At 66.0% G+C, this 18729-nt stretch carries 17 protein-coding genes; 16 read left to right on the top strand and 1 reads right to left on the bottom strand.

From position 1 onward, the window contains the following. The first annotated feature begins 341 nt into the window (after positions 1-341). Genes G3446_RS12185 through G3446_RS12140 form a run of 10 tightly spaced genes read left to right on the top strand, consistent with a single transcriptional unit; the run spans position 342 to position 7718 of the window. Positions 342-827, top strand: coding sequence for a Na+/H+ antiporter subunit E (locus G3446_RS12185; RefSeq protein ID WP_164453106.1), 486 nt, complete (start codon positions 342-344; stop codon positions 825-827). Continuing rightward, positions 827-1108: an MrpF/PhaF family protein gene (locus G3446_RS12180; protein WP_164453105.1), complete on the top strand. Its 282-nt coding sequence runs from the start codon at positions 827-829 to the stop codon at positions 1106-1108. The genes G3446_RS12185 and G3446_RS12180 overlap by 1 nt, the downstream gene beginning before the upstream one ends. After that, positions 1105-1449: a monovalent cation/H(+) antiporter subunit G gene (mnhG, locus tag G3446_RS12175; RefSeq protein ID WP_164453104.1), complete on the top strand. Its 345-nt coding sequence runs from the start codon at positions 1105-1107 to the stop codon at positions 1447-1449. Before G3446_RS12180 ends, mnhG begins: the two co-directional genes overlap by 4 nt. A gap of 14 nt (positions 1450-1463) precedes the next feature. Beyond that, complete coding sequence (locus tag G3446_RS12170; protein ID WP_245232469.1) at positions 1464-2024, top strand: DUF4040 domain-containing protein; 561 nt, start codon at positions 1464-1466, stop codon at positions 2022-2024. Further along, complete coding sequence (locus G3446_RS12165; protein ID WP_164453103.1) at positions 2017-2433, top strand: Na(+)/H(+) antiporter subunit B; 417 nt, start codon at positions 2017-2019, stop codon at positions 2431-2433. Before G3446_RS12170 ends, G3446_RS12165 begins: the two co-directional genes overlap by 8 nt. A 1-nt stretch (position 2434) precedes the next feature. Further along, positions 2435-2788, top strand: a complete 354-nt coding sequence (locus tag G3446_RS12160; protein ID WP_164453102.1) for a cation:proton antiporter subunit C — start codon at positions 2435-2437, stop codon at positions 2786-2788. After that, positions 2785-4275, top strand: a complete 1491-nt coding sequence (locus G3446_RS12155) for a monovalent cation/H+ antiporter subunit D family protein (RefSeq protein ID WP_342450106.1) — start codon at positions 2785-2787, stop codon at positions 4273-4275. Before G3446_RS12160 ends, G3446_RS12155 begins: the two co-directional genes overlap by 4 nt. Continuing rightward, on the top strand, positions 4272-5765 hold the full coding sequence (locus G3446_RS12150) for a proton-conducting transporter transmembrane domain-containing protein (protein WP_164453101.1): 1494 nt from the start codon (positions 4272-4274) through the stop codon (positions 5763-5765). The genes G3446_RS12155 and G3446_RS12150 overlap by 4 nt, the downstream gene beginning before the upstream one ends. Before the next feature lie 11 nt (positions 5766-5776). Next, positions 5777-6037, top strand: a complete 261-nt coding sequence (locus tag G3446_RS12145; protein WP_164453100.1) for a hypothetical protein — start codon at positions 5777-5779, stop codon at positions 6035-6037. Then, entirely contained in the window at positions 6030-7718 is a 1689-nt protein-coding gene (locus G3446_RS12140) for a Na(+)/H(+) antiporter subunit D (protein WP_164453099.1), read from the top strand. Before G3446_RS12145 ends, G3446_RS12140 begins: the two co-directional genes overlap by 8 nt. Before the next feature lie 559 nt (positions 7719-8277). Here the strand turns inward: G3446_RS12140 and G3446_RS28030 are convergent. Then, complete coding sequence (locus tag G3446_RS28030) at positions 8278-8673, bottom strand: Uma2 family endonuclease (protein WP_342450105.1); 396 nt, start codon at positions 8671-8673, stop codon at positions 8278-8280. Between the two features lie 2346 nt (positions 8674-11019). Between G3446_RS28030 and G3446_RS12130 the strand changes: the two genes are divergently transcribed. The 6 genes from G3446_RS12130 (at position 11020) to G3446_RS12105 (ending at position 18722) form a co-directional block, all read left to right on the top strand. Continuing rightward, positions 11020-11322 (top strand): hypothetical protein, encoded by a 303-nt coding sequence (locus tag G3446_RS12130; RefSeq protein WP_164453098.1) that lies wholly within the window; start codon positions 11020-11022, stop codon positions 11320-11322. Between the two features lie 25 nt (positions 11323-11347). Further along, positions 11348-14398, top strand: a complete 3051-nt coding sequence (locus G3446_RS12125; protein ID WP_164453097.1) for a PhoPQ-activated protein PqaA family protein — start codon at positions 11348-11350, stop codon at positions 14396-14398. Between the two features lie 196 nt (positions 14399-14594). Further along, positions 14595-16082, top strand: a complete 1488-nt coding sequence (locus G3446_RS12120; protein WP_164453096.1) for an MFS transporter — start codon at positions 14595-14597, stop codon at positions 16080-16082. Next, positions 16079-17230: an alpha/beta hydrolase gene (locus G3446_RS12115; RefSeq protein WP_164453095.1), complete on the top strand. Its 1152-nt coding sequence runs from the start codon at positions 16079-16081 to the stop codon at positions 17228-17230. The genes G3446_RS12120 and G3446_RS12115 overlap by 4 nt, the downstream gene beginning before the upstream one ends. After that, positions 17164-18282 carry a hypothetical protein gene (locus tag G3446_RS12110; RefSeq protein ID WP_164453094.1) on the top strand — a complete coding sequence of 373 codons (1119 nt, stop codon included), beginning with the start codon at positions 17164-17166 and terminating at the stop codon, positions 18280-18282. The genes G3446_RS12115 and G3446_RS12110 overlap by 67 nt, the downstream gene beginning before the upstream one ends. Before the next feature lie 107 nt (positions 18283-18389). Then, the gene (locus G3446_RS12105) at positions 18390-18722 is read left to right on the top strand and encodes an STAS domain-containing protein (RefSeq protein WP_164453093.1); all 333 of its coding nucleotides are present in this window, start codon (positions 18390-18392) and stop codon (positions 18720-18722) included. Positions 18723-18729: the final 7 nt, after the last annotated feature.

The raw sequence follows: 18729 nt of genomic DNA, 5'->3' as shown, positions 1-18729 counted from the left end.
GCTCGACCCGCGTTACCGGGCATCATCGCTCCTATGGATGGCTCCGACTTCCCCGCATCGCCGCCCGTGTCCTCGCTTTCTACACTCGTTCACGGGTGCCCGCCTCCAGCGGACCGATGCGTGGATCTCCCTGGTTACGCAGCAAGGCTCGATACTGGGCTCGCGGCGCACGATGACCCAGGCGGGAGTCACACCCGCTAGAACGCGCGGCCTTGCCAGGCTGCACTGTCCCCCGGAATCCCATCCGGACGTTCCGACCTCCCGAGCTTGTCTCGCGGCGGTCGGCTGGTCTAGAGTTAGCTCCGACGCTGGAGCCCCGCAAACCGAGAACTGCATCGATCATGTTGTATTTCCTGCTGCTCTTCGCTGCACTCTTCGGCTTCTGGCTGCTGCTGTCCGGGTATTGGGCCAATCCGCTCCTGCTGCTGCTCGGGCTGGCTTCGTCGGCGCTGGCGGCCTGGATCGGCACCCGCCTGGAGCAGTCCGACACCCGCGGGTACAGCTTGCGCATGCTGCTGCGGCTCCCAGGCTATTGGGTCTGGCTGGTCGGCGAGATCGTCAAGGCCAACCTCGATGTGGTGCGGCGGGTTTGGCGACCGCACACCTATCCCATCAGCCCGGTGATCGGGCACCTGCCGCTGAGCCAGAAGACGCGGCTCGGCAAGACGATCTATGCAAACTCCATCACGCTGACACCGGGCACCGTGGCAATCGAGGTCAGCGACGACGCCGTGATGGTGCACGCGCTGAGCGAATCGGCCTACGCCGACCTCGCCGCCGGCGACATGGACCGTCGGGTCACCTGGGCCGAAGGGAGAAGCGGCTGATGCTCGCCGCGGCGGCTGTCGGGATCCTTGTCGTGATGGCGCTCGCGCTGGTACGGGCTTTCCGCGGGCCGTCCATCTGCGACCGCATCCTCGCCGTGAACATGATTGGCACAAAGACCGTGCTGCTGATCGCGGTCTACGGCTTTCTGAGTGGCCGGCCGGACTTCCTTGACATCGCCATCACCTATGCGCTGATCAACTTTGTCGGCGTGATCGCGGCGCTCAAGTTTATCGAGCGTATTGCCGCCAGCCCCCCGCCGACGCGCCCGGAGGAGCTATGACCGAAGCGCTGCTCGAGCCCGCGCTGGACCTCGCGAGCCTGCTGCTGTTGAGCGGCGGTGTCTTTCTCGGCATCACGGGGGCGGTCGGCGTGCTGCGCTTCCCAGATTTCTTCACCCGGCTGCACGCCGCCGGCGTCACAGATACCCTGAGCGCCGGGATGATCCTGGCCGCGCTGATGCTGCAGGCCGGCCTGTCGCTGATCAGCGTCAAGCTCGCCTTCATCCTGCTGTTCCTCTTGTACACGAGCCCTGTGGCCAGTCATGCACTGGCGCGCGCCGCCGTCCATGCGGGCGTCAAGCCGGTCGATGCCAAGCCGGGAGAGTCGTCATCGCCCAGCTGATCGACATCGTCCTGTTGACCTTCCTGGTCGCGACCGCGATCGCTATCGTGCGGATGCGCTGCCTGTTCGCGGTGGTCATGCTGTCGGGGATCTACAGCCTGACCACGGCCGGGGTCTTCATCATCCTCGATGCCGTGGATGTCGCCTTCACCGAGGCCGCTGTCGCCGCTGGCGTCTCGACGATGCTGATGCTCGGCAGCCTGACGCTGACCGGGCACCGCCAGGCACCTGCGCGGATCGCCCCGATACTGCCGCTGACGGTGGTGATCCTGACCGGCGTCGTGCTGCTCTGGGGCACCAGCGACATGCCACGCTTCGGCGACCCCGAGGCGCCGGTCCACCGCCACGTCGCACCTCGGTACATCCAGGACTCACCGGGCGAGATCGGGGTGCCGAACATGGTCACCTCGGTGCTCGCCAGCTATCGTGGTTTCGACACCCTAGGCGAGACGGTCGTCGTCTTCACCGCCGGCATCGGCGTGCTGGCGCTGCTCGGCATCGGCGGCCGCCGCGGCCGCTCCGCGAAAGACGATCCGGACGACGTCGCCAAGCGACCCACAGACGACCATGAATGACGACATCGTCCTGACGGTGATCGGCAAGCTGCTGATTCCCTTCATCCTGCTGTTCGCACTCTATGTGCAGTTCCACGGTGATTTCGGACCCGGCGGCGGCTTTCAGGCCGGCGTGCTCTTCGCCGCGGGCATCATCCTCTATGCCTTGACCAACGGCACCGCCGCGGCGATGCGCCTGATACCGCCCGGACTCCTGGCCCCGCTCGCGGCGCTGGGCGTGCTGCTCTACGGCGGCGTCGGCGTCGCCACCATGCTGCTCGGCCGTCATTTCTTGAACTACAGCGTGCTCGCCCAGGACGCCGTGCACGGCCAGCACTACGGCATCCTGCTCATCGAGCTCGGCGTCGGCATCACCGTCGCGGCCGTCATGCTGCTGATCTTCTTCGCCTTCACGAGCCGGGAGGACTGAGGTGGATTGGATCGGGCAGTACAACTACTACGTCGTCTTCTTCCTGATGATGACCGGGTTCTATGTGGTCGTCGCCCAAGGCAACCTGGTCAAGAAGATCGTCGGGCTGAACATCTTCCAGTCCTCCGTCTTCCTGCTCTACATCTCGATGGGCAAGGTGCAGGACGGCACGGCGCCGATCCTGCTCGACGGCGAGGCGGTCTACTCCAACCCGCTGCCCCATGTGCTGATCCTGACCGCGATCGTCGTCGGCGTCGCGACCACGGCGCTCGGCCTGGCGCTTGTGGTGCGCATCAAGGAGGCCTATGGGACGGTCGAGGAAGATGAGATCCGGGAGCGGGATGACGACGCGTGATCGCTGAGAACCTGCCCGCACTGCTGGTGGTCATGCCCCTGCTCGGGGCACCCCTCTGCATCCTGCTCGCGCGTGGCCGCTGGGCCTGGCTGCTGGCAACCCTGATCAGCTGGGCCGTGCTCGCGACCAGCATCGCCCTGCTGTGGCAGGTGCGCGAGGGCGCTGAGCTGCACTATGCCTTCGGCGATTGGGAGCCGCCCTGGGGCATCGACTACGTCGTCGACCGTCTCGCGGCCTATGTGCTGCTGATCGTGTCGCTGATCGGCGCCGTCGTGGTGCCCTATGCCGGGCGCAGTGTGAGCACCGAGCTGCCGTCACGCCTGCAGGCGCTGTTCTACGCCTTGCTGCTGCTGTGTCTGGCGGGGCTGCTCGGCATCGTTATCACCGGCGATGCCTTCAACCTCTTCGTGCTGCTCGAGATCTCGTCGCTGGCCACCTATTCGCTGATCGCCCTGGGCCGCGATCGCCGCGCGCTGACCGCCGCCTACCAGTACCTGATCATGGGCACCATCGGCGCCACCTTCTATCTCATCGGCATCGGTCTGCTGTACATGCTGACCGGCACGCTGAACATGGCGGATCTCAGTGAGCGCGTGCCCGCGCTGACTGGCTCCAGCACCCTGCACACTGCCTTCGCCTTCATCACCGTTGGCCTCGCGCTGAAGCTCGCGATGTTCCCGCTGCACCTCTGGCTGCCGAACGCCTATGCCTTCGCGCCCTCGGTGGTCAGTGCCTTCCTCGCGGCAACGGCGACCAAAGTCGCGCTGTACGCGATGATCCGCTTCATCTACTCGGTGTTCGGCGTCGAGTTCACCTTCACCGAGATGCACATCCAGGCGCTGCTGCTGCCGCTGGGGATCGCCGGCGTGCTGATCGGCTCGGTCGTCGCCGTGTTTCAGCACGGCGTCAAGCGCATCCATGCCTATTCGTCGGTGGCCCAGATCGGCTACATGCTGATCGGCATCGGCCTCATGAGCGTGACCGGCCTGACCGCCACGCTGCTGCACCTGTTCAACCATGCCTTGATGAAGGCCGCGCTCTTCCTGGCGATCGGCATCCTGTCCTTCCGTTTGGGCGACACCTGCTTAAGGTCCCTGTCCGGCATCGCCAGGGAGATGCCCTGGACCATGGCGGCCTTCGTCGTCAGCGGCCTGAGCCTGATCGGTGTGCCAGGCACGGTCGGCTTCGTGTCCAAGTGGTACCTGATCCTGGGCGCGCTCGAGCAGGGCTGGTGGCCGCTGGTCGCGCTCGTGATCCTTGCCTCGCTGATCGCCGTGCTCTACATGGGGCGCGTCATCGAGGTCGCCTATTTCGGCCAGCGCCCGGACGATGCCCCGCCGGTGCGCGAGGCGCCGCTGGCGCTGCTAGTCCCGACCTGGATCATGGTCGCGGCCAACCTCTATTTCGGCATCGAGACCAGCGTCACCGTCGGCCTCGCCTCCGAGATCGCCACTGGGCTCATGGGCACGGCCGCGGGGACCCCATGAGCACGCTCGGCGACGAGACATTGCGCCTGGCACTGGCCCTGCTGCTGCCGCTGATCGGCGCGCTCGGCATCTGGCTCGCCGGGCGCCGGCCCGATGTGCGCGAGACGGTGACGCTGTCGATCGCGTCCCTATTGTTCTTGGTGGTGGCGAGCCTGGTGCCGGCCGTGCTCGGCGGCGCCCGTCCCGAGCTGATCGTCGCCGAGCCCTTTCCGGGTATCCAGCTGGCGTTTCGGCTCGAGCCGCTCGGGATGCTGTTCGCGGCGGTCGCCGCGCTGCTGTGGCCGATCAACTCCATCTATTCCATCGGCTACATGCGCGGCAATGCCGAGCAGCACCAGACCCGCTTCTACGTCTTCTTCGCGGTCGCGCTTTTCGCCACCATGGGGATCGCCTTCGCGGCCAACCTGGTCACGCTGTTCCTCTTCTACGAGATCCTGACCCTGTCGACCTATCCGCTGGTCACCCACAAGGGCAGCGACGCGGCGCGGGACGGCGGGCGTGTCTATCTCGGCATCCTGATCGGCACCTCGATCGGCCTGCTGCTGCCGGCGATCATCTGGACCTGGTCGCTGGCCGGCAGCACCGAGTTCGTCCCCGGCGGTCTGCTGGCGAGCCTGCCCGAGCCGCTGTCGCCCACGCTTCTTGGGGTGCTGCTGCTGATGTTCATGTACGGCATCGGCAAGGCGGCGCTGATGCCGGTCCACCGCTGGCTGCCGGCGGCGATGGTCGCGCCGACACCGGTCAGCGCGCTGCTGCACGCCGTGGCCGTCGTCAAGGCCGGCGTCTTCACCGTGGTCAAGGTGATCGTCTACACCTTCGGCGTCGAGACGCTGCAAGGGGTGCCGGCGGCGCAGTGGCTGCTCTACATCGCGGGCTTCACCGTCGTCGTCGCCTCGCTGATCGCGCTGCGCCAGGACAACCTCAAGCGGCGCCTCGCCTATTCGACGATCAGTCAGCTCTCCTACGTCGTGCTCGGCGCCGCGCTGTTGGCACCCCTGTCGCTGGTCGGGGCCGCGCTGCACATCGCCGCCCACGCCTGCGGCAAGATCACGCTCTTCTTCGCCGCCGGCGCCATCTATACCGCGGCGCACAAGACCGAGGTCTCGCAGCTGCGCGGCATCGGCTGGCGGATGCCCTGGACCATGGGCGCCTTCACCGTCGGCGCGGTGTCGATGATCGGCCTGCCGCCGGCGGCCGGTTTCATCTCCAAGTGGTATCTGCTGGGCGGTGCACTGGAGACGGGGCAGCTCGTCGCCATCGGCGTCATCGTGCTGTCGACGCTGCTGAACGCGGCCTATTTCGCGCCCATCGTCTTCAACGCCTTCGCCCGCCCCGCCGCCGAGGATGCGGCCGATCACGGCGAGGCGCCCCGGCCGATCGTCATCGCGCTGACCGCCACCGCCGCGCTGACCCTGGCCCTGTTCCTGTTCCATCAGGTGCCGCTCGCGCTGGCCGGGCAGATGCTGGCCGGGCCCGCCCAGAACGGCTGAGGAGGTTCGCGATGACCGAGCGCACGCACTGGCTGTATCGCCCTGAAAACCGGCCCAAGCTCTGGGCACTGCTGATGGTCATCCTGGCCCTGGTGCTGCTGCCGGAGCTCTTTGTTCATCACCATGCCCACTTCCCGCAGCTCGGCTTCGAGCTCGACACCCAGGTCGGCTTCCATGCCTGGTACGGCTTCATCGCCTGTGCAGCGATGGTCGTCGCGGCCAAGGTGCTCGGCATCTTCCTGAAGCGCCCGGACGACTACTACGATGATTGAGCCCGTGCTGCCGCCCGCGCTGGTCATGGTGCTGGGTGCCTCGCTGATCCCGGCCGTCCGCGGCAAGTGGCGAACCGCGCTGGTGCTCGGGCTGCCGCTGCTGACGCTGTTGCTGGTGTGGCTGGTGCCCGAGCAGGCCGGGCTGATGCTGCCGTTCCTGGGACTGGAGCTGATTCCGAGCGCGGCCAGCGCGGAAGGGCGGCTGTTCGCGACCGTCTTCGCGCTGATGGCCGCCGTCGGGGGGCTCTACGCCCTGGGCTCGAAGGCACGCCCGCTCGAGCTGGCCGCAGCCTATATCTACGCCGGATCGGCGATCGGCGTCACCTTCGCCGGCGACTTGGTGACGCTGTTCATCTTCTGGGAGCTGATGGCGATCGGCTCCACGGCGGTGATCCTGCTCGCCGACACCCAGAAAGCACGCAAGGCGGCGTTCCGCTATCTGCTCGTGCATCTGCTCGGCGGAGTGCTGCTGATGGGCGGCATCATCGCCCACTGGCTCGACACCGGCAGCATCGCCGTCGCGGTCATGGCGCCGGAATCCCTCGGCACCATGCTGATCCTGGGCGGCATCCTGGTGAACGCGGGTGCACCGCCCCTGTCGGCCTGGATCGCCGACGCCTACCCCGAGGCCTCGCCCAGCGGCACCGTGTTCCTGTCCGCGTTCACGACCAAGACCGCCGTGTTCGCGCTGCTGGTGCTGTTCCCGGGCACCGAGCTGCTGATCTGGGTCGGGCTGTACATGGTGTTCTACGGCATCATCTACGCGCTGCTCGAGAACGACATGCGGCGCATCCTGGCCTACAGCATCGTCAACCAAGTCGGCTTCATGGTCTGCGCCATCGGCATCGGCACCGAGCTGGCGCTGAACGGCGCCGCGGCCCACGCCTTCGCGCACATCATCTACAAGGCGCTGCTGCTGATGTCCGCCGGCAGCGTGCTGATGATGACCGCGAGGCGCAAGTGCACGGATCTCGGCGGGCTCTTCCAGAGCATGCCGCAGACGGCCCTATACGGGATCATCGGCGCGCTGGCGATCTCGGCGTTTCCCTTCACCTCCGGGTTCGTGACCAAGTCGCTGGAGACCGCGGCGGCCGCCGAGCAGGGTCTGCTGGTGGTCTGGATGCTGCTGCTCGCCGCCTCCGCCGGCGTCTTCCTGCACGCCGGCATCAAGTTCCCCTGGTTCGTGTTCTTCCAGAAGGACTCCGGGCTGCGCCCGCCGGAGCCGCCGGCGGCGATGCGCTGGGCCATGGCCATCTTCGCGGTCGCCTGCATCGCGCTCGGTGTGTTCCCGCAGCCCCTGTACGCCATCCTGCCCTACCAGGTCGACTATCAGCCCTACACGGTCGGACATCTGGTCAGCCAGCTCCAGCTGCTGCTGTTCTCCGGATTCGCCTTCTTCGTGCTCTTGGGGCAGATGCGGCGCACCCTGACCATCAGCCTGGATTTCGACTGGTTCTATCGCAGGTTTATGAACGCGCTCGCGGAGGAGTTCGCGCTGCGCGCGGCGCATGCGTTCGAGCGTCTCGAGGCGCGCGCCGCCGGGCGCCTGCGCGCCCTGATCGACGACCTCTATGTCCACCACGGCCCCCAGGGCATCCTGGCGCGCAGCTCACCCACCGGAAGCATGGTGCTGTGGGTCGCGCTCATGCTCGGCTGCACTCTGCTGCTCTATATCTTCTGACCGCACCCTCCGCGCAATGCCGACGCAAGGCTGCTCGTCGACGCGCCCCGCGTTCTCCCGGGGCGGCGCCATCCGCCCCAGGTGAATGCGAGCTCCAGGGCGGCCAGCGGGCCGAGCAAGAAGGACTGGGTCATCTTGCAGGTTTCGACGAGCTCTGATCTCGGGCGCGAAGGGAGGTGCCGGTGGCACCAGGCCGAACCTTGTCAGAGATGCAGTTGTCCGCCAGCGCGAGGAGCGACACAGCCACTCGAATTCAAGGATCACGGTGATCGCCGCGGGCCGTGCGTCGTCCGGATCGTCGCTAAAGAAGCGCCAAAGAACTTGCGTGTCGAGGGCCTTCTCGAACTGGCCAGGGACGTTGTGTTGAGCCCGGCGCGGGCCAGGACGATTCAGGAAGGCAGGGGACCGACAGCGGAGCACTGATCGGGCGATAGCCGGTCGACCTAATCGGAGCATTCAGCTTGCAGCTCTTTCTAAGGTCAACGGCCTGCCCCCGTGGGACTGGACGATCTGGATGCCACTACCCGAAACTGGCCTGGCGTTCTCGGCGGACGCGTGTCTAATCATACCCCGCCGCGCCGTCGGACTCTGCGATGCTCCCGGGAGTTGGCAGCCACAAGCTAGCAAGATCAAGCGTGATAGCATCGAACGGCGAAATCGCGGCCCTGTCGGTATCGGAGACACGGCCAATCTGGTGCCAGCTGCCGGATCGAAGTTGAACGGCCTCCAACGTCCGTTGGCTCGGATCGACGAGCCACCCGAGCGCGACCCCGTAATGCGCGCAGAGCGGCATCTTGATCCGACGATCCCGACTCTCGGTGGAGGGCGATAGGATCTCGCACACCCAGTCGGGCACGACGTCGAAGCGCTGATCCTCCGGCGGCATCGGCATCCGCTCGCGCTTCCAGCCGGCAAGATCGGGGACCGCAACCTCAGTGTCGCGGACGAAGTGCACCTCGGGCTCAACGAAGATCCACCATCCTCCAGGACCGTCGGTGCTATCGTCATAGCTGCGTTCGATGGTGCGGTCAAACCGCGACGCGACGCGACGCGGGCATGCGGGCCCGTGGGTCGTGGCTGGGTGTGCAGCTGGGCGTTGAGAATCTCACCGATCAGCGCCGGAGGCAGGGCCTCGGGCTGTTCGTACGGGGTCGGTTGCAGGACCGGTTGCATCGATGACGGCGCTCGTTCTCAGAAGCCGGCGATCATGGACAGCCTGCCAAGAGCAGCCGACGGCGTGAGTCGGCTCGCTTGGCCCCGGGGCCGCCGTGCGGCCGACAACGCATATCCGGATCAACGACAACAGATGAAGCCTCGGGCACAACGATGCGCCATGCGAGCTGGAAAGCTGGATCTTTCGTTGAGGTATTGCAGCGTTATATGGGAGACCTGATAAGCATCTAGCCGCCCCCTCCGCTGGGTTGTACGTTTATCGGGCGGCGACGCCGAGCCCGCCGTGGGGTTGGCTGACAACCATCAGAACTGATTCGGCCGGCGTCGTCTCCCATCAACCGACGTCAAGAGCAGGTTGAGACGGATGCGCCTCTGTCATGAGCCACGAAGGGGTTGGACTTCCACCGCGCAAGGAGTCAGCGATCTGTTAGGTGGGGCGGCGCCAGTGAAGAGGGCTTGCCCCGAGACACTTGGACATGGCAGGGAACCGACGCATTTCTGGGGCTCAAGCGAGCTAGGGGCCGGCTGTCGACCTCCCGCGAGGCGAGGCCAGTGCCTTGATCCAGAAGGGTGACTGGTGCGGATCCACGAGAGTCCGTCACCGACGAAATGAACGCCGAAGGCGCGCACAACGTCGCCGACTGAGCGTGACGCCTACTCAGGAACATGGAGTCAGCCATGAACGAAGAAGTGCGTTTTGTTGATCGGGGGCAGCTAAATGGTGACCCTGGGGAGGTATGCATCTGGCGTATGCATCTGGCGCAAGTGGCTGAACCGTCGCTCCTATCGGCCTTCGCTCGACTGGGAGGCTTTTGCGCGCCTGATCCAACGCTATCCTCTGCCGCCCGCACGTTTTATTCATAGCAACGCTGTCGCGTAGCGACTGCTCAACCGAGGAGCCGTGTACGGTAGTCCCGCACGTCCGGATCTGTGGAAGCCGCGGGTGCTTGAGCACCCGCGGCCACCCGGTGCCAGTCGTCTCCGGGAGCCACCAACGCCGGCGCGGGATTCGGTGGACTTCGCTCTCGCTCGTCGACCCTGCCGGCCAAGCTGATGACCAAGGCCCGTCCCCTCGTCGCTGACGGGTCTCCCGACAGGGGCCGCTCGGCGCCGAGCGGCTCAGCCGTCTTTCGAGCCGACACCGCCGAAATCTGGAGGCAATTGCTGGACGGCTCTTGGCCAGGCATGCCGATGGCACGCTCTCCTGCGAGCACTGGAAACCTGGATACAAACTCGGTTTTCGTCCCTACTTTTTCCTTTATCGTCGACTGAAAGTTCGGGATCTTGCCGCCAACTTCCAGCGGCAAAGGGTTAAGGAACCGGCGGACCATGATGGGGAGGCGAGCCCGTGAAGCTCTACCGCGCAGTGATGCGTGACGGATGGACGACCTCACCGACTCTTTGGCGTCACGATTGGGATCTGCGGCATGTCGCCCCCTCGATCGAGCGGATCTATGTCGCGAATCGGCCACGTGAATGGTATCAGTGGAATGGAGCACACTGGGAGCCTGGTCCGACTGCAGTGCGGCCGAGCCCGCGCCGGCGACGTAACGACCCGAAAGTGCCCTTGCCGAGCGCCTAGCATCGATCTTTCTCCCGCTCGGCTGCCTGTGTAGAGCGCATCACCATTTGACGAAAGTGGTGAATTGCGGCTTGACGGACCTGAGCCCCTCTCCTAGCTTCATATCACCCATAGGTCATATTCAGTGCCTCGAGAGGGAGTGGTGGTATCTGGTCCGAGTGATCTCTACGCCCCAGCCGCACGGGCGGCCGATGCCGGCCCCGATGCCGCAAAGACGTCGCCCAGACGCTATGTGCCGAGCAGCGACATCCCCGCGCTCTTGGACAGCGCCGAGCGGCGTCTCGCAGGGATCAGGGTTGAGATTTCGCGTCTGCAGCAGATCGCAACGCAGAGCCTTGCCACGAACAGGCAAGTGGCTCTTGCGCTGCGGGAGTCTCGCGAAAGCCATCGCCAGCCAGGCGAAAGCTCAGGCCCTCGGCCAGCTGTTTTGAGGCCTCTCGGGTGGAGCTATCCTCGGGATCGACACTGACTCAGCGCCTATCTCGACCCGACGCCATCAATGCGCATCGCCCCAGATGCGCATTGCCCCAGATGAGCCACCCCCAGATGCACCGCTTCAGAGCTGCCCTGCCGCCCGACACGTCCCGTCGACTTGAAGACGTTTCCCAGGAATGGGAGGAGGCGCGAAGAGCCGCACTGCGCATCCTCGAGCTGGACTCCAATGCGCTCAGGAAGAGTATCGAGAACATCGAGACGGCCGAGGCCATGCTCTGGCTCTATGAGCAGATCAACGACATCGTCGCTTGGCACCAGGCGGAGTCCAAGCTCCTGAAGACGGCCGCAGAGCGTCTGCTATGCGTCCTGAACGACTCCATCGACGAGATGCGGGACGACGGGCCGCCGGACTGAAGCACGTCCTCGCCGGAGAGCTCCTATGACGAAAGGCTGGATCTGCGCCTTGGCGCTGCTCTTGCCCGCGGTTCTGCTGCCACCACAGGCAATGGCGGAGACCACGGCGCTCGACGACTATGTCGCCAAGGCGGACCCGAGCTACGGCTACGGCCACAGCGCGACGCGACATGGCTGGGGCTACAGCGTGCATGTCGTCGACATGACCTCTCAGCAATGGCGCTCGTCCGCGGAAGTCGATCGGGTGGCCTGGACGCACGAAGTCTTGATCGCCGTTCCCTGGGCCTTTCATTCGGGCAATCAGAATACCGCCATCCTCATCGTGAACGGCGGCCACAACGGGGGTGCCGCCGGGACGGAGAACGACGAGCTCATGGGCGTACTGGCGAGTGCGACCGGCTCTGTGGTCGCCATGATCAGTCAGGTTCCCAACCAGCCGCTCCAATTCGCCGATGAAGCCGCCCCTCGCGAGGAGGACGCCATTCTCGCCTACGGCATGGACAAGTACCTGCTGACCGGCGACCCGGAATGGCTCGCTCAGCTCCCCATGACCAAGGCCGTGATCCGCGCCCTGGACACGGTGCAGACATTCTCCGCGACCTATCCAGAGATCCTGCCGAGACTGCCGCGTATCGACGACGCCGTCGTGCTTGGCGGCTCCAAACGCGGCTGGACGACCTGGCTGACAGCGGCGGTCGAGTCGCGCAAAGGGCCGGGCTCCAGGGTCAGGGCCATCATTCCGCCCTCCATCGACCTGCTGAACATCGCCGAGCAGTTCACCCACCATTGGGAGGCCTACGGCTTCTACTCGGACGCGGTTCAGGACTACGTCGCCTTCGACCTGCCGTGCCGAGCCAGAACCCCCGAGGCGCGGGCGATGCTGGAGATCATCGATCCCTACGCCTACCGCGACCGCTACACCATGCCGAAGCTGGTGCTCAATTCGGCCGGAGATCAGTTCTTCCTGCCGGATTCTTCCCGGTTCTACTGGCGGGGGCTGCCCGGACCCAAGCACCTGCGCTACTCGCTCAACACGGATCACGCGCAAGACCAGGATTTGACGGGCATCATCCTGCCGACACTCTCCTGGCTGAGCGATGTGCTGGACGACAAGGCCAGCCCGCAGATCGACTGGAGCTTCGCGCCCGACGGCTCCATTCATGTCTGGACGGATAGGCCGCCCCAAGGCGTCAGGCTCTGGCAAGCGACGAATCCCAGGGCGCGCGATTTTCGCTTGGAGACCATCGGGGCCGCCTGGACCAGCAGCCAGCTCGAGCCAGGTCCGGACGGCACCTATGTCGGCTATGTCCCACCGCCCCCTGAGGGCTGGACGGCCTTCACGGTCGAGGTGACCTTCCCCGGCTCCACCCTCATCCCAACCCCCTTGGAGAGCGACCAGGTCTTCGCCACCGGCATCCGTGTGACCCCTGATCTCCTGCCGTACGAAGGCACCTCCTGCCCAGACGATGCCGACGTGCCGATATGGCCCTCGGACGGCCCGGCGGCCGTCGATCACCGCTGGTCCTTCATCGAAGCAGCCTCCGGATTTCCCGAAGCAGTGGTCATCGCCGGGCCGCCGAGCTACCGCGGCAGCCATCCGGGTGTCGCGCGCCTGCAGCATGTCGGGCCGAGCGGATTCGAGCTGAGGTTTCAGGAATGGGACTACCTGGCACGGGATTTCGGTGACCGCGATCACGCGCTCGAAGAGATCCCCTTCCTCGTCCTCCAGTCCGGCCGCCATATGCTGAGCGACGGCTCCCTCTGGGAGGCCGGCACCTTCAGGCTCGGCGGAGCCCAGGCCTGGAGCGCCGTCCCCTTCACTGGGCCCTTCGCGGACCCGCCGGCCCTCTTCCTGACTGTCCAGACCACCAACGGCGGTCAAGCCGTGTCCGCGCGTGCGCGCAATGTGACAGCGACCGGCTTCGAGGCGGCGCTCTTCGAGGAGGAGGCCCTGAACGACGGTCACAACGACGAAATCGTCGGCTATCTGGCCATCCATAGCCCGTCCGGCTCGGGCCTGCTCGAGCTCCACGACCAGCGGGTGCCCTACCTCTTGCAGCGGCTTGTGGGCGACGAGCGCTGGACGCCGGTTCTGAGTCAACGTCTCAAGGTCGAGGAAGAGACCTCGCGCGATAGCGAGGTCGATCACGCCGACGAGAGGCTGCATGTCCTAGCACTCGGCACCGAGCTCTTCGCCCAGCAGGTCAGCAGCGAAGGCGCCGACACCACGGCCATCCGCCGGCTCGAGCCGACCGCCGACGCACCGCTGGAGTGGGGGCTGCTCAGAGACGTCGATCGGAGCTGGCAGGTGCTCCCCTTCGCCAAGCGCTACACGGATCCTGTCGTGGTGGCCCAGCCGGTGTCGCGCGCCAGTGCCGAGCCAGGTGTCATTCGCCTCACGAATATCGGCGCCGACGCCGCGTGGCTGCGCTTCCAGACCTGGGATGATCGCGACAGCCCGACCGCACCCGAAGGTGTCTTCTACATGGTCGCCGAGGCCACGCGGCCAACCGTCGGTGCCCACCGCTTGGGCGGGCTCACCGTGGAAGCGCATCAGCTCAGCACAGATGCCCTCGCGCCCTCGAGCCAATGGGAAGGCGTCACCTTCTCCGCCAATCTCGCACCAGACGGACTCACCGCGCCCGCGCTGCTCACCAGCGTCATGGCCTATAACGACAGCGCCCCGGTCACCACGCGCGTCGACAACCTGTCCCCCTGGGGCTTCGACCTGGCCATGAGCGAGAAGACGACCGACAGCGTCGCCCACCTGCCCGAACGGCTCGGCTGGATTGCGCTACAGACGGGGCGGGGTCTCACCCGCGAAGGGCGGCAAATCGATGTGCTCTTCCGCACGCTGGACCAGACACCGACCTCAGTCGTCTATCCACGGCCCACGAGCCATCGTCACCCCTCGATCCTGGGAGCTGTCGACAGCAGCGTCGATCTGGACCCCGTCTTCCTGCGCTACGCGAATCCATCAGACACGCAAATCGAGCTCGAGCTGTCGGTCGAGGGCGCTGGCGGCGGAGATGGCTTCCACGCGCCGGAAGACGTCGGGATCTTCGTCGGAGAATAGGGGCTGCCTGTCGCCGGCAACCTCACCGATGGCGATCGCGCCGGCGCCAACCCCATCACAGACCGGCCTCCGAGCCTTCGCTAGGATCCTCCGCACCTTGTCAGCGATTCCATCGACGCCTGGAGCCGATCTCTATGACGCCGGACCCGAGCCCACCAAGCAGGACGCGGTCTCCCTTGCCCCCTAGGCCTACCGCATGAGCCCCGACGACGCTCGGACCGTCGAGCGGGACCAAGGCGTCCCCGGAAAGTGGCTGATCCTGCTCATGGCGCAGATCGGCGTCTTCATGTGCACCTTCGACAGCGGCGTGGTCAACCTGGCGCTGCCCGTCATCAGCGAGCAATTCGGCACCTCCCTCGCCACCATCAAGTGGGTCGCCGTCATCTACACCGGCACCGCCGCCCTGGCGCTGCCGACGGCCGCCTATCTCGGCAGGCGCTTCGGGGTCTGTCGCGTCTACATGATCGGACAAGTGCTCTTCACCGTCGGCTCCGTCTCCTGCGGCCTCGCCCAGGACCTCGACGTCCTGGTTGCGCTGCGCTTCGTCGCCGCGCTCGGGGCCTCGATCATCCTGGCGCTGAATCAGGTCATCATGCTCTCGGCCTTCCCAAAGCATCAGCATGGGCGCGCACTCGGCTTCAGCGGAACCACCTTCGCGCTCGGCATCCTGGTCGGCCTGGCCGCGGGCGGCATCCTCATCCATCTGTGGGGCTGGCGCTCCATCTTCCTCATCAACCTGCCCTTCGGCATCGTCATGATCGGTCTCGGGCTGCGCGTGCTGAAGGCCCAGGAGCTTGGGCTGGACAAAACGGAATCGCTCGATTTCGACTGGAAGGGCATGGCCCTGGCCGGCGCTGCCCTGGGCTCACTGGTCCTGCTGGTCTCCCAGCTCCTCGGCCACGGACACGCCTCCCCATGGGTGGACGCCGGCATGGTCGGTTTCTCAGCCCTGGCCCTCTATGCCTGGCTCAAGCACGAGCTGCGCGATTCGGAATCCTTCCTGAACCTGCAGTTGCTCAAGACTTCACCGCTCGCCTTCAACTTCACCAATGCCTTCACCGTGCGGGTGATCATGGGGTCCGTCACCTTCATCATCCCCTTCTATCTTCAGTACACCCTGGACCTGACGCCCTTCCACGCCGGTCTCACGCTCAGCGCGGGCGCGGTCGCCATGGGGATCTTCGGCCCCTTCGCGGGGGCCTGGGCGGACAGGTACGGGATGCAGCATCTGGCGCGCATCGGTGTCACGACCATGGCGGTCGCGCTCTGTGCCCTCGCCTTCCTGCCGCCCTCGGTGACGACCAGTACCCTGGTGCCGGTGCTGGCCCTGGTCATCGTCGCCCAGTTCATCAACGGGACCGGCAGCGTCTCCTTCAGCGCCGCCAACACCAGCGCCTGCCTGCACTCTGTCATCCCACGCTACTGGGGGGCGATCTCCAGCCTGCAGTCCGTCACCCTGATGGCGGGCACCGCGCTGGGCTCCACCATCGCCGCGGACCTCGTCAGCTTCTGGGGCGCGCAGGATCAAGGCGCCGTACGGGCGGCCGATGCCGTCGGCAAGGCCTTCCCGCCCAACGCGCTGGCGCTCCTGTTCGGCGGCGGCGCCCTCGCCCTGGCCGTGCTCGCGACGGCGGGCTGGATGCGCAAGACAACCGCACCTCGAGCCGAGGCCGAAACGACATGACCGCACCCGAAGAGGTCTCCCAGCCGCCCCCAGGCGAGCGGCTCTCGCGCCGCAAGCGCCTCTACTATTACCTGATGACCGCGCTCCCCCTCTATGTGGGGGTCGCGGCGCTCTACGTACTGCTGTTCACGGACGTGCCCGAGGACCCCTCCTCGGCGCCCATGCACCTGCTCAAGGTCCTGGGCTTCCTGGTCGCGCTTGGCGTCACTATCCGGCTGGGGCTCCTGACCTATGGGCTGGCCAAGATCAACAACCCTCAGGGTGGATTCGGCTCGATTCGCGACACCAACACCATCCCGGACTGCCAGCCGCTGAGCTACTCGGCACATCAGAAGAAGCCGCACGTCGTCGTTCTGCTCCACGGCTTTACCTCCTCGCCCATGATCTTCGACCACCTGGCGAAGGAGCTGCGCGAGAACGGCATCGACTTCCACGCCCCGCTCATCGAGGGCTTCGGCCTGATCCGACACGACCTGCTCTTCACCCTGCGCGAGGAAGACTGGGTCCGCCAGGTCACCGAGCTCTATGACCTGCTGAGCAGCCAGTACGAGGAGATCAGCGTCATCGGGCACTCGCTCGGCGGGCTGCTGGCCGTCTATCTGTCCCAGCTGCGGCCGGTCAAGCACCTGGTGGTCGCGGCACCGGCCATCTTCCCCGACCCCACCCAGCGCCTCTATCGGCGCCTGGCGCACTCGCAGGTTGGCGCGCGCATCATCGCCTGGACCATCCCCTTCCTGCCCAAGCTCAAGCGCAAGGGCCGCTCGACACCCAACGACGTACTCTCGGACGAGGCCGCGGCCAAGTATTTCCAGTACCCGGTCGCCCCCGTGCGCGGCGTCTTCAACATCCTCAAGCTGCAGGCGCGGGTGGACTTCACCCAGGCCAGGTTCGAGACGCTCGACATGCTCCTGGGCAGTCAGGACCTGACCGTCGACGGCAACAAGATCCTCGAGCACGTGCGCGGCCTCGGCATCCCGCACCGCGTGCACAAGTTCGACGACACCGCTCACAACCCCTTCGTCGATAACGAGTCCGAGCTCGCGGGCTGGATCGTCATCTACATCCTCAACGGAGACCTCGAATGGCCACCCAAGTCCTACGTGAAGCCCAGCCAGACACAGATGCCCCCAAAGACACAGGCGGCCTAGACAGGTCCGAAGGAAAAACCACCGGAGAGGTCATCGCCCTGGCGCGCAAGTTCGTCGAGGACAATTACCTTGGCGTCGACGGCTTTCGCGGGGCGCATCTGGTCGGGTCCATCAACCACACCGAGCACAGCCGGCCCTTCCCGACCTATCGCGACGTCGATATCGCCATCGTCCTGGACCGCGTCGACTATCAGGAGATCGAAGAGGTCTTCCACGAGGGCTATGTGCTCGAGTGCATCCTCTCCGGCGCCAAGCGCTACGCGAGCGCCGAGGAGATCCTCGCCCTGCCCGGGATGGCCTGTAATCTGGAAATCGACTCCGTCTTGGTGGATCCCGAGGGCCATCTGACGCAGATCCAGCGCCGAGTCTCGGCGGACTTTGCGAAACGCCTTTGGGTGCGCAAGCGCGTCGACGCCGGTCTCGAATCGGCGCGCGGCGCGCTCGTCGCCGTCCAGCAGGCCGGCAGTCCGATCGAGGCGGTTCACGCGCTCGGCGAGCTGATCATGCATTGCTCCGAGATCCTCACCGTCGCGCACCTGAATCCGCCTACCCATCGGCGCAGCCTGGCCGATCTCAGGCCCCTGATGGAGACCGAGGAAGAGCTGCAGCTCTACGAGGAGCTGCTCGCCGCCTTCGGCTCGTCCCAGATCACCGAGCCCGAGGCGCGCCGCTTCCTCGACCAGTGCCTGGAGGCCTTCGACCGCGCACTGGAGGTGAAGCGCCGGCCGGTCCCCTTCGAGTGGAAGCTCGATCCCTGCATCCGCGACTATCTGGAAAAGGGCACGCTGGAGATGATCGAGGAAGGCAACCACCGCGAGTCGCTGTTCTGGATTACCCTCTTCTTCGTCATCTCGACCGCCGCCATCCAGCAGGACGGAACGGCCGCGGACAAGCAGGCCTTCGGCACGCGCATGGTCGAATTCCTCGACGCGCTCGGGGTCGGCTCCGAGGCCGCAATCGCGCAGCGCATCCAAGACTGCGGCGGCCTGATCGGGCGGATCCAGGACTATTCCGACCGCTTCATCGCTACCTCGCCGAAGTTGCGGGACTAGAAGGGCGCGAGACGCACGGAGCGCCCTGGGACAGGCTCGGACGGCCAAGGACACGACAACGACATTCCGCCAACCAACGCGGCCCGAGGCTGCGAAGGAGCCCGACCATGGATCTACGCATCCAACAAGAAGACAAGGCACTGGTCCTGGCCGTCGCCGGCAAGCTGGACACACTCACGGCCCCGGAGTACGAATCCTCCGCCCTGGGCCTCATCAACGAGGGCGCGACCAAGATCGTGCTGGACATGGCTGAGCTGTCCTACATCAGCAGCGCCGGCCTGCGCTCGCTCGTCGTGACCGCGAAGGCATTGAAGTCGAAGGAAGGGGCACTGCTGCTGGCCAATGTCGCCGGCAGCGTCCGCGACGTCTTCGAGATGGCGGGCTTCGGCGCCATCTTTGCGACCTATGACTCGGTGCCGGCCGCGCTCGAGGCCTGCTGAGGCCAGC

Source organism: Thiorhodococcus minor, assembly GCF_010820565.1.
In the GTDB taxonomy this organism is placed as follows: Bacteria; Pseudomonadota; Gammaproteobacteria; order Chromatiales; family Chromatiaceae; genus Thiorhodococcus; species Thiorhodococcus minor.
Note: the sequence above shows the minus strand (reverse complement) of the source record. Positions and strands in the feature narration are given on the sequence as shown.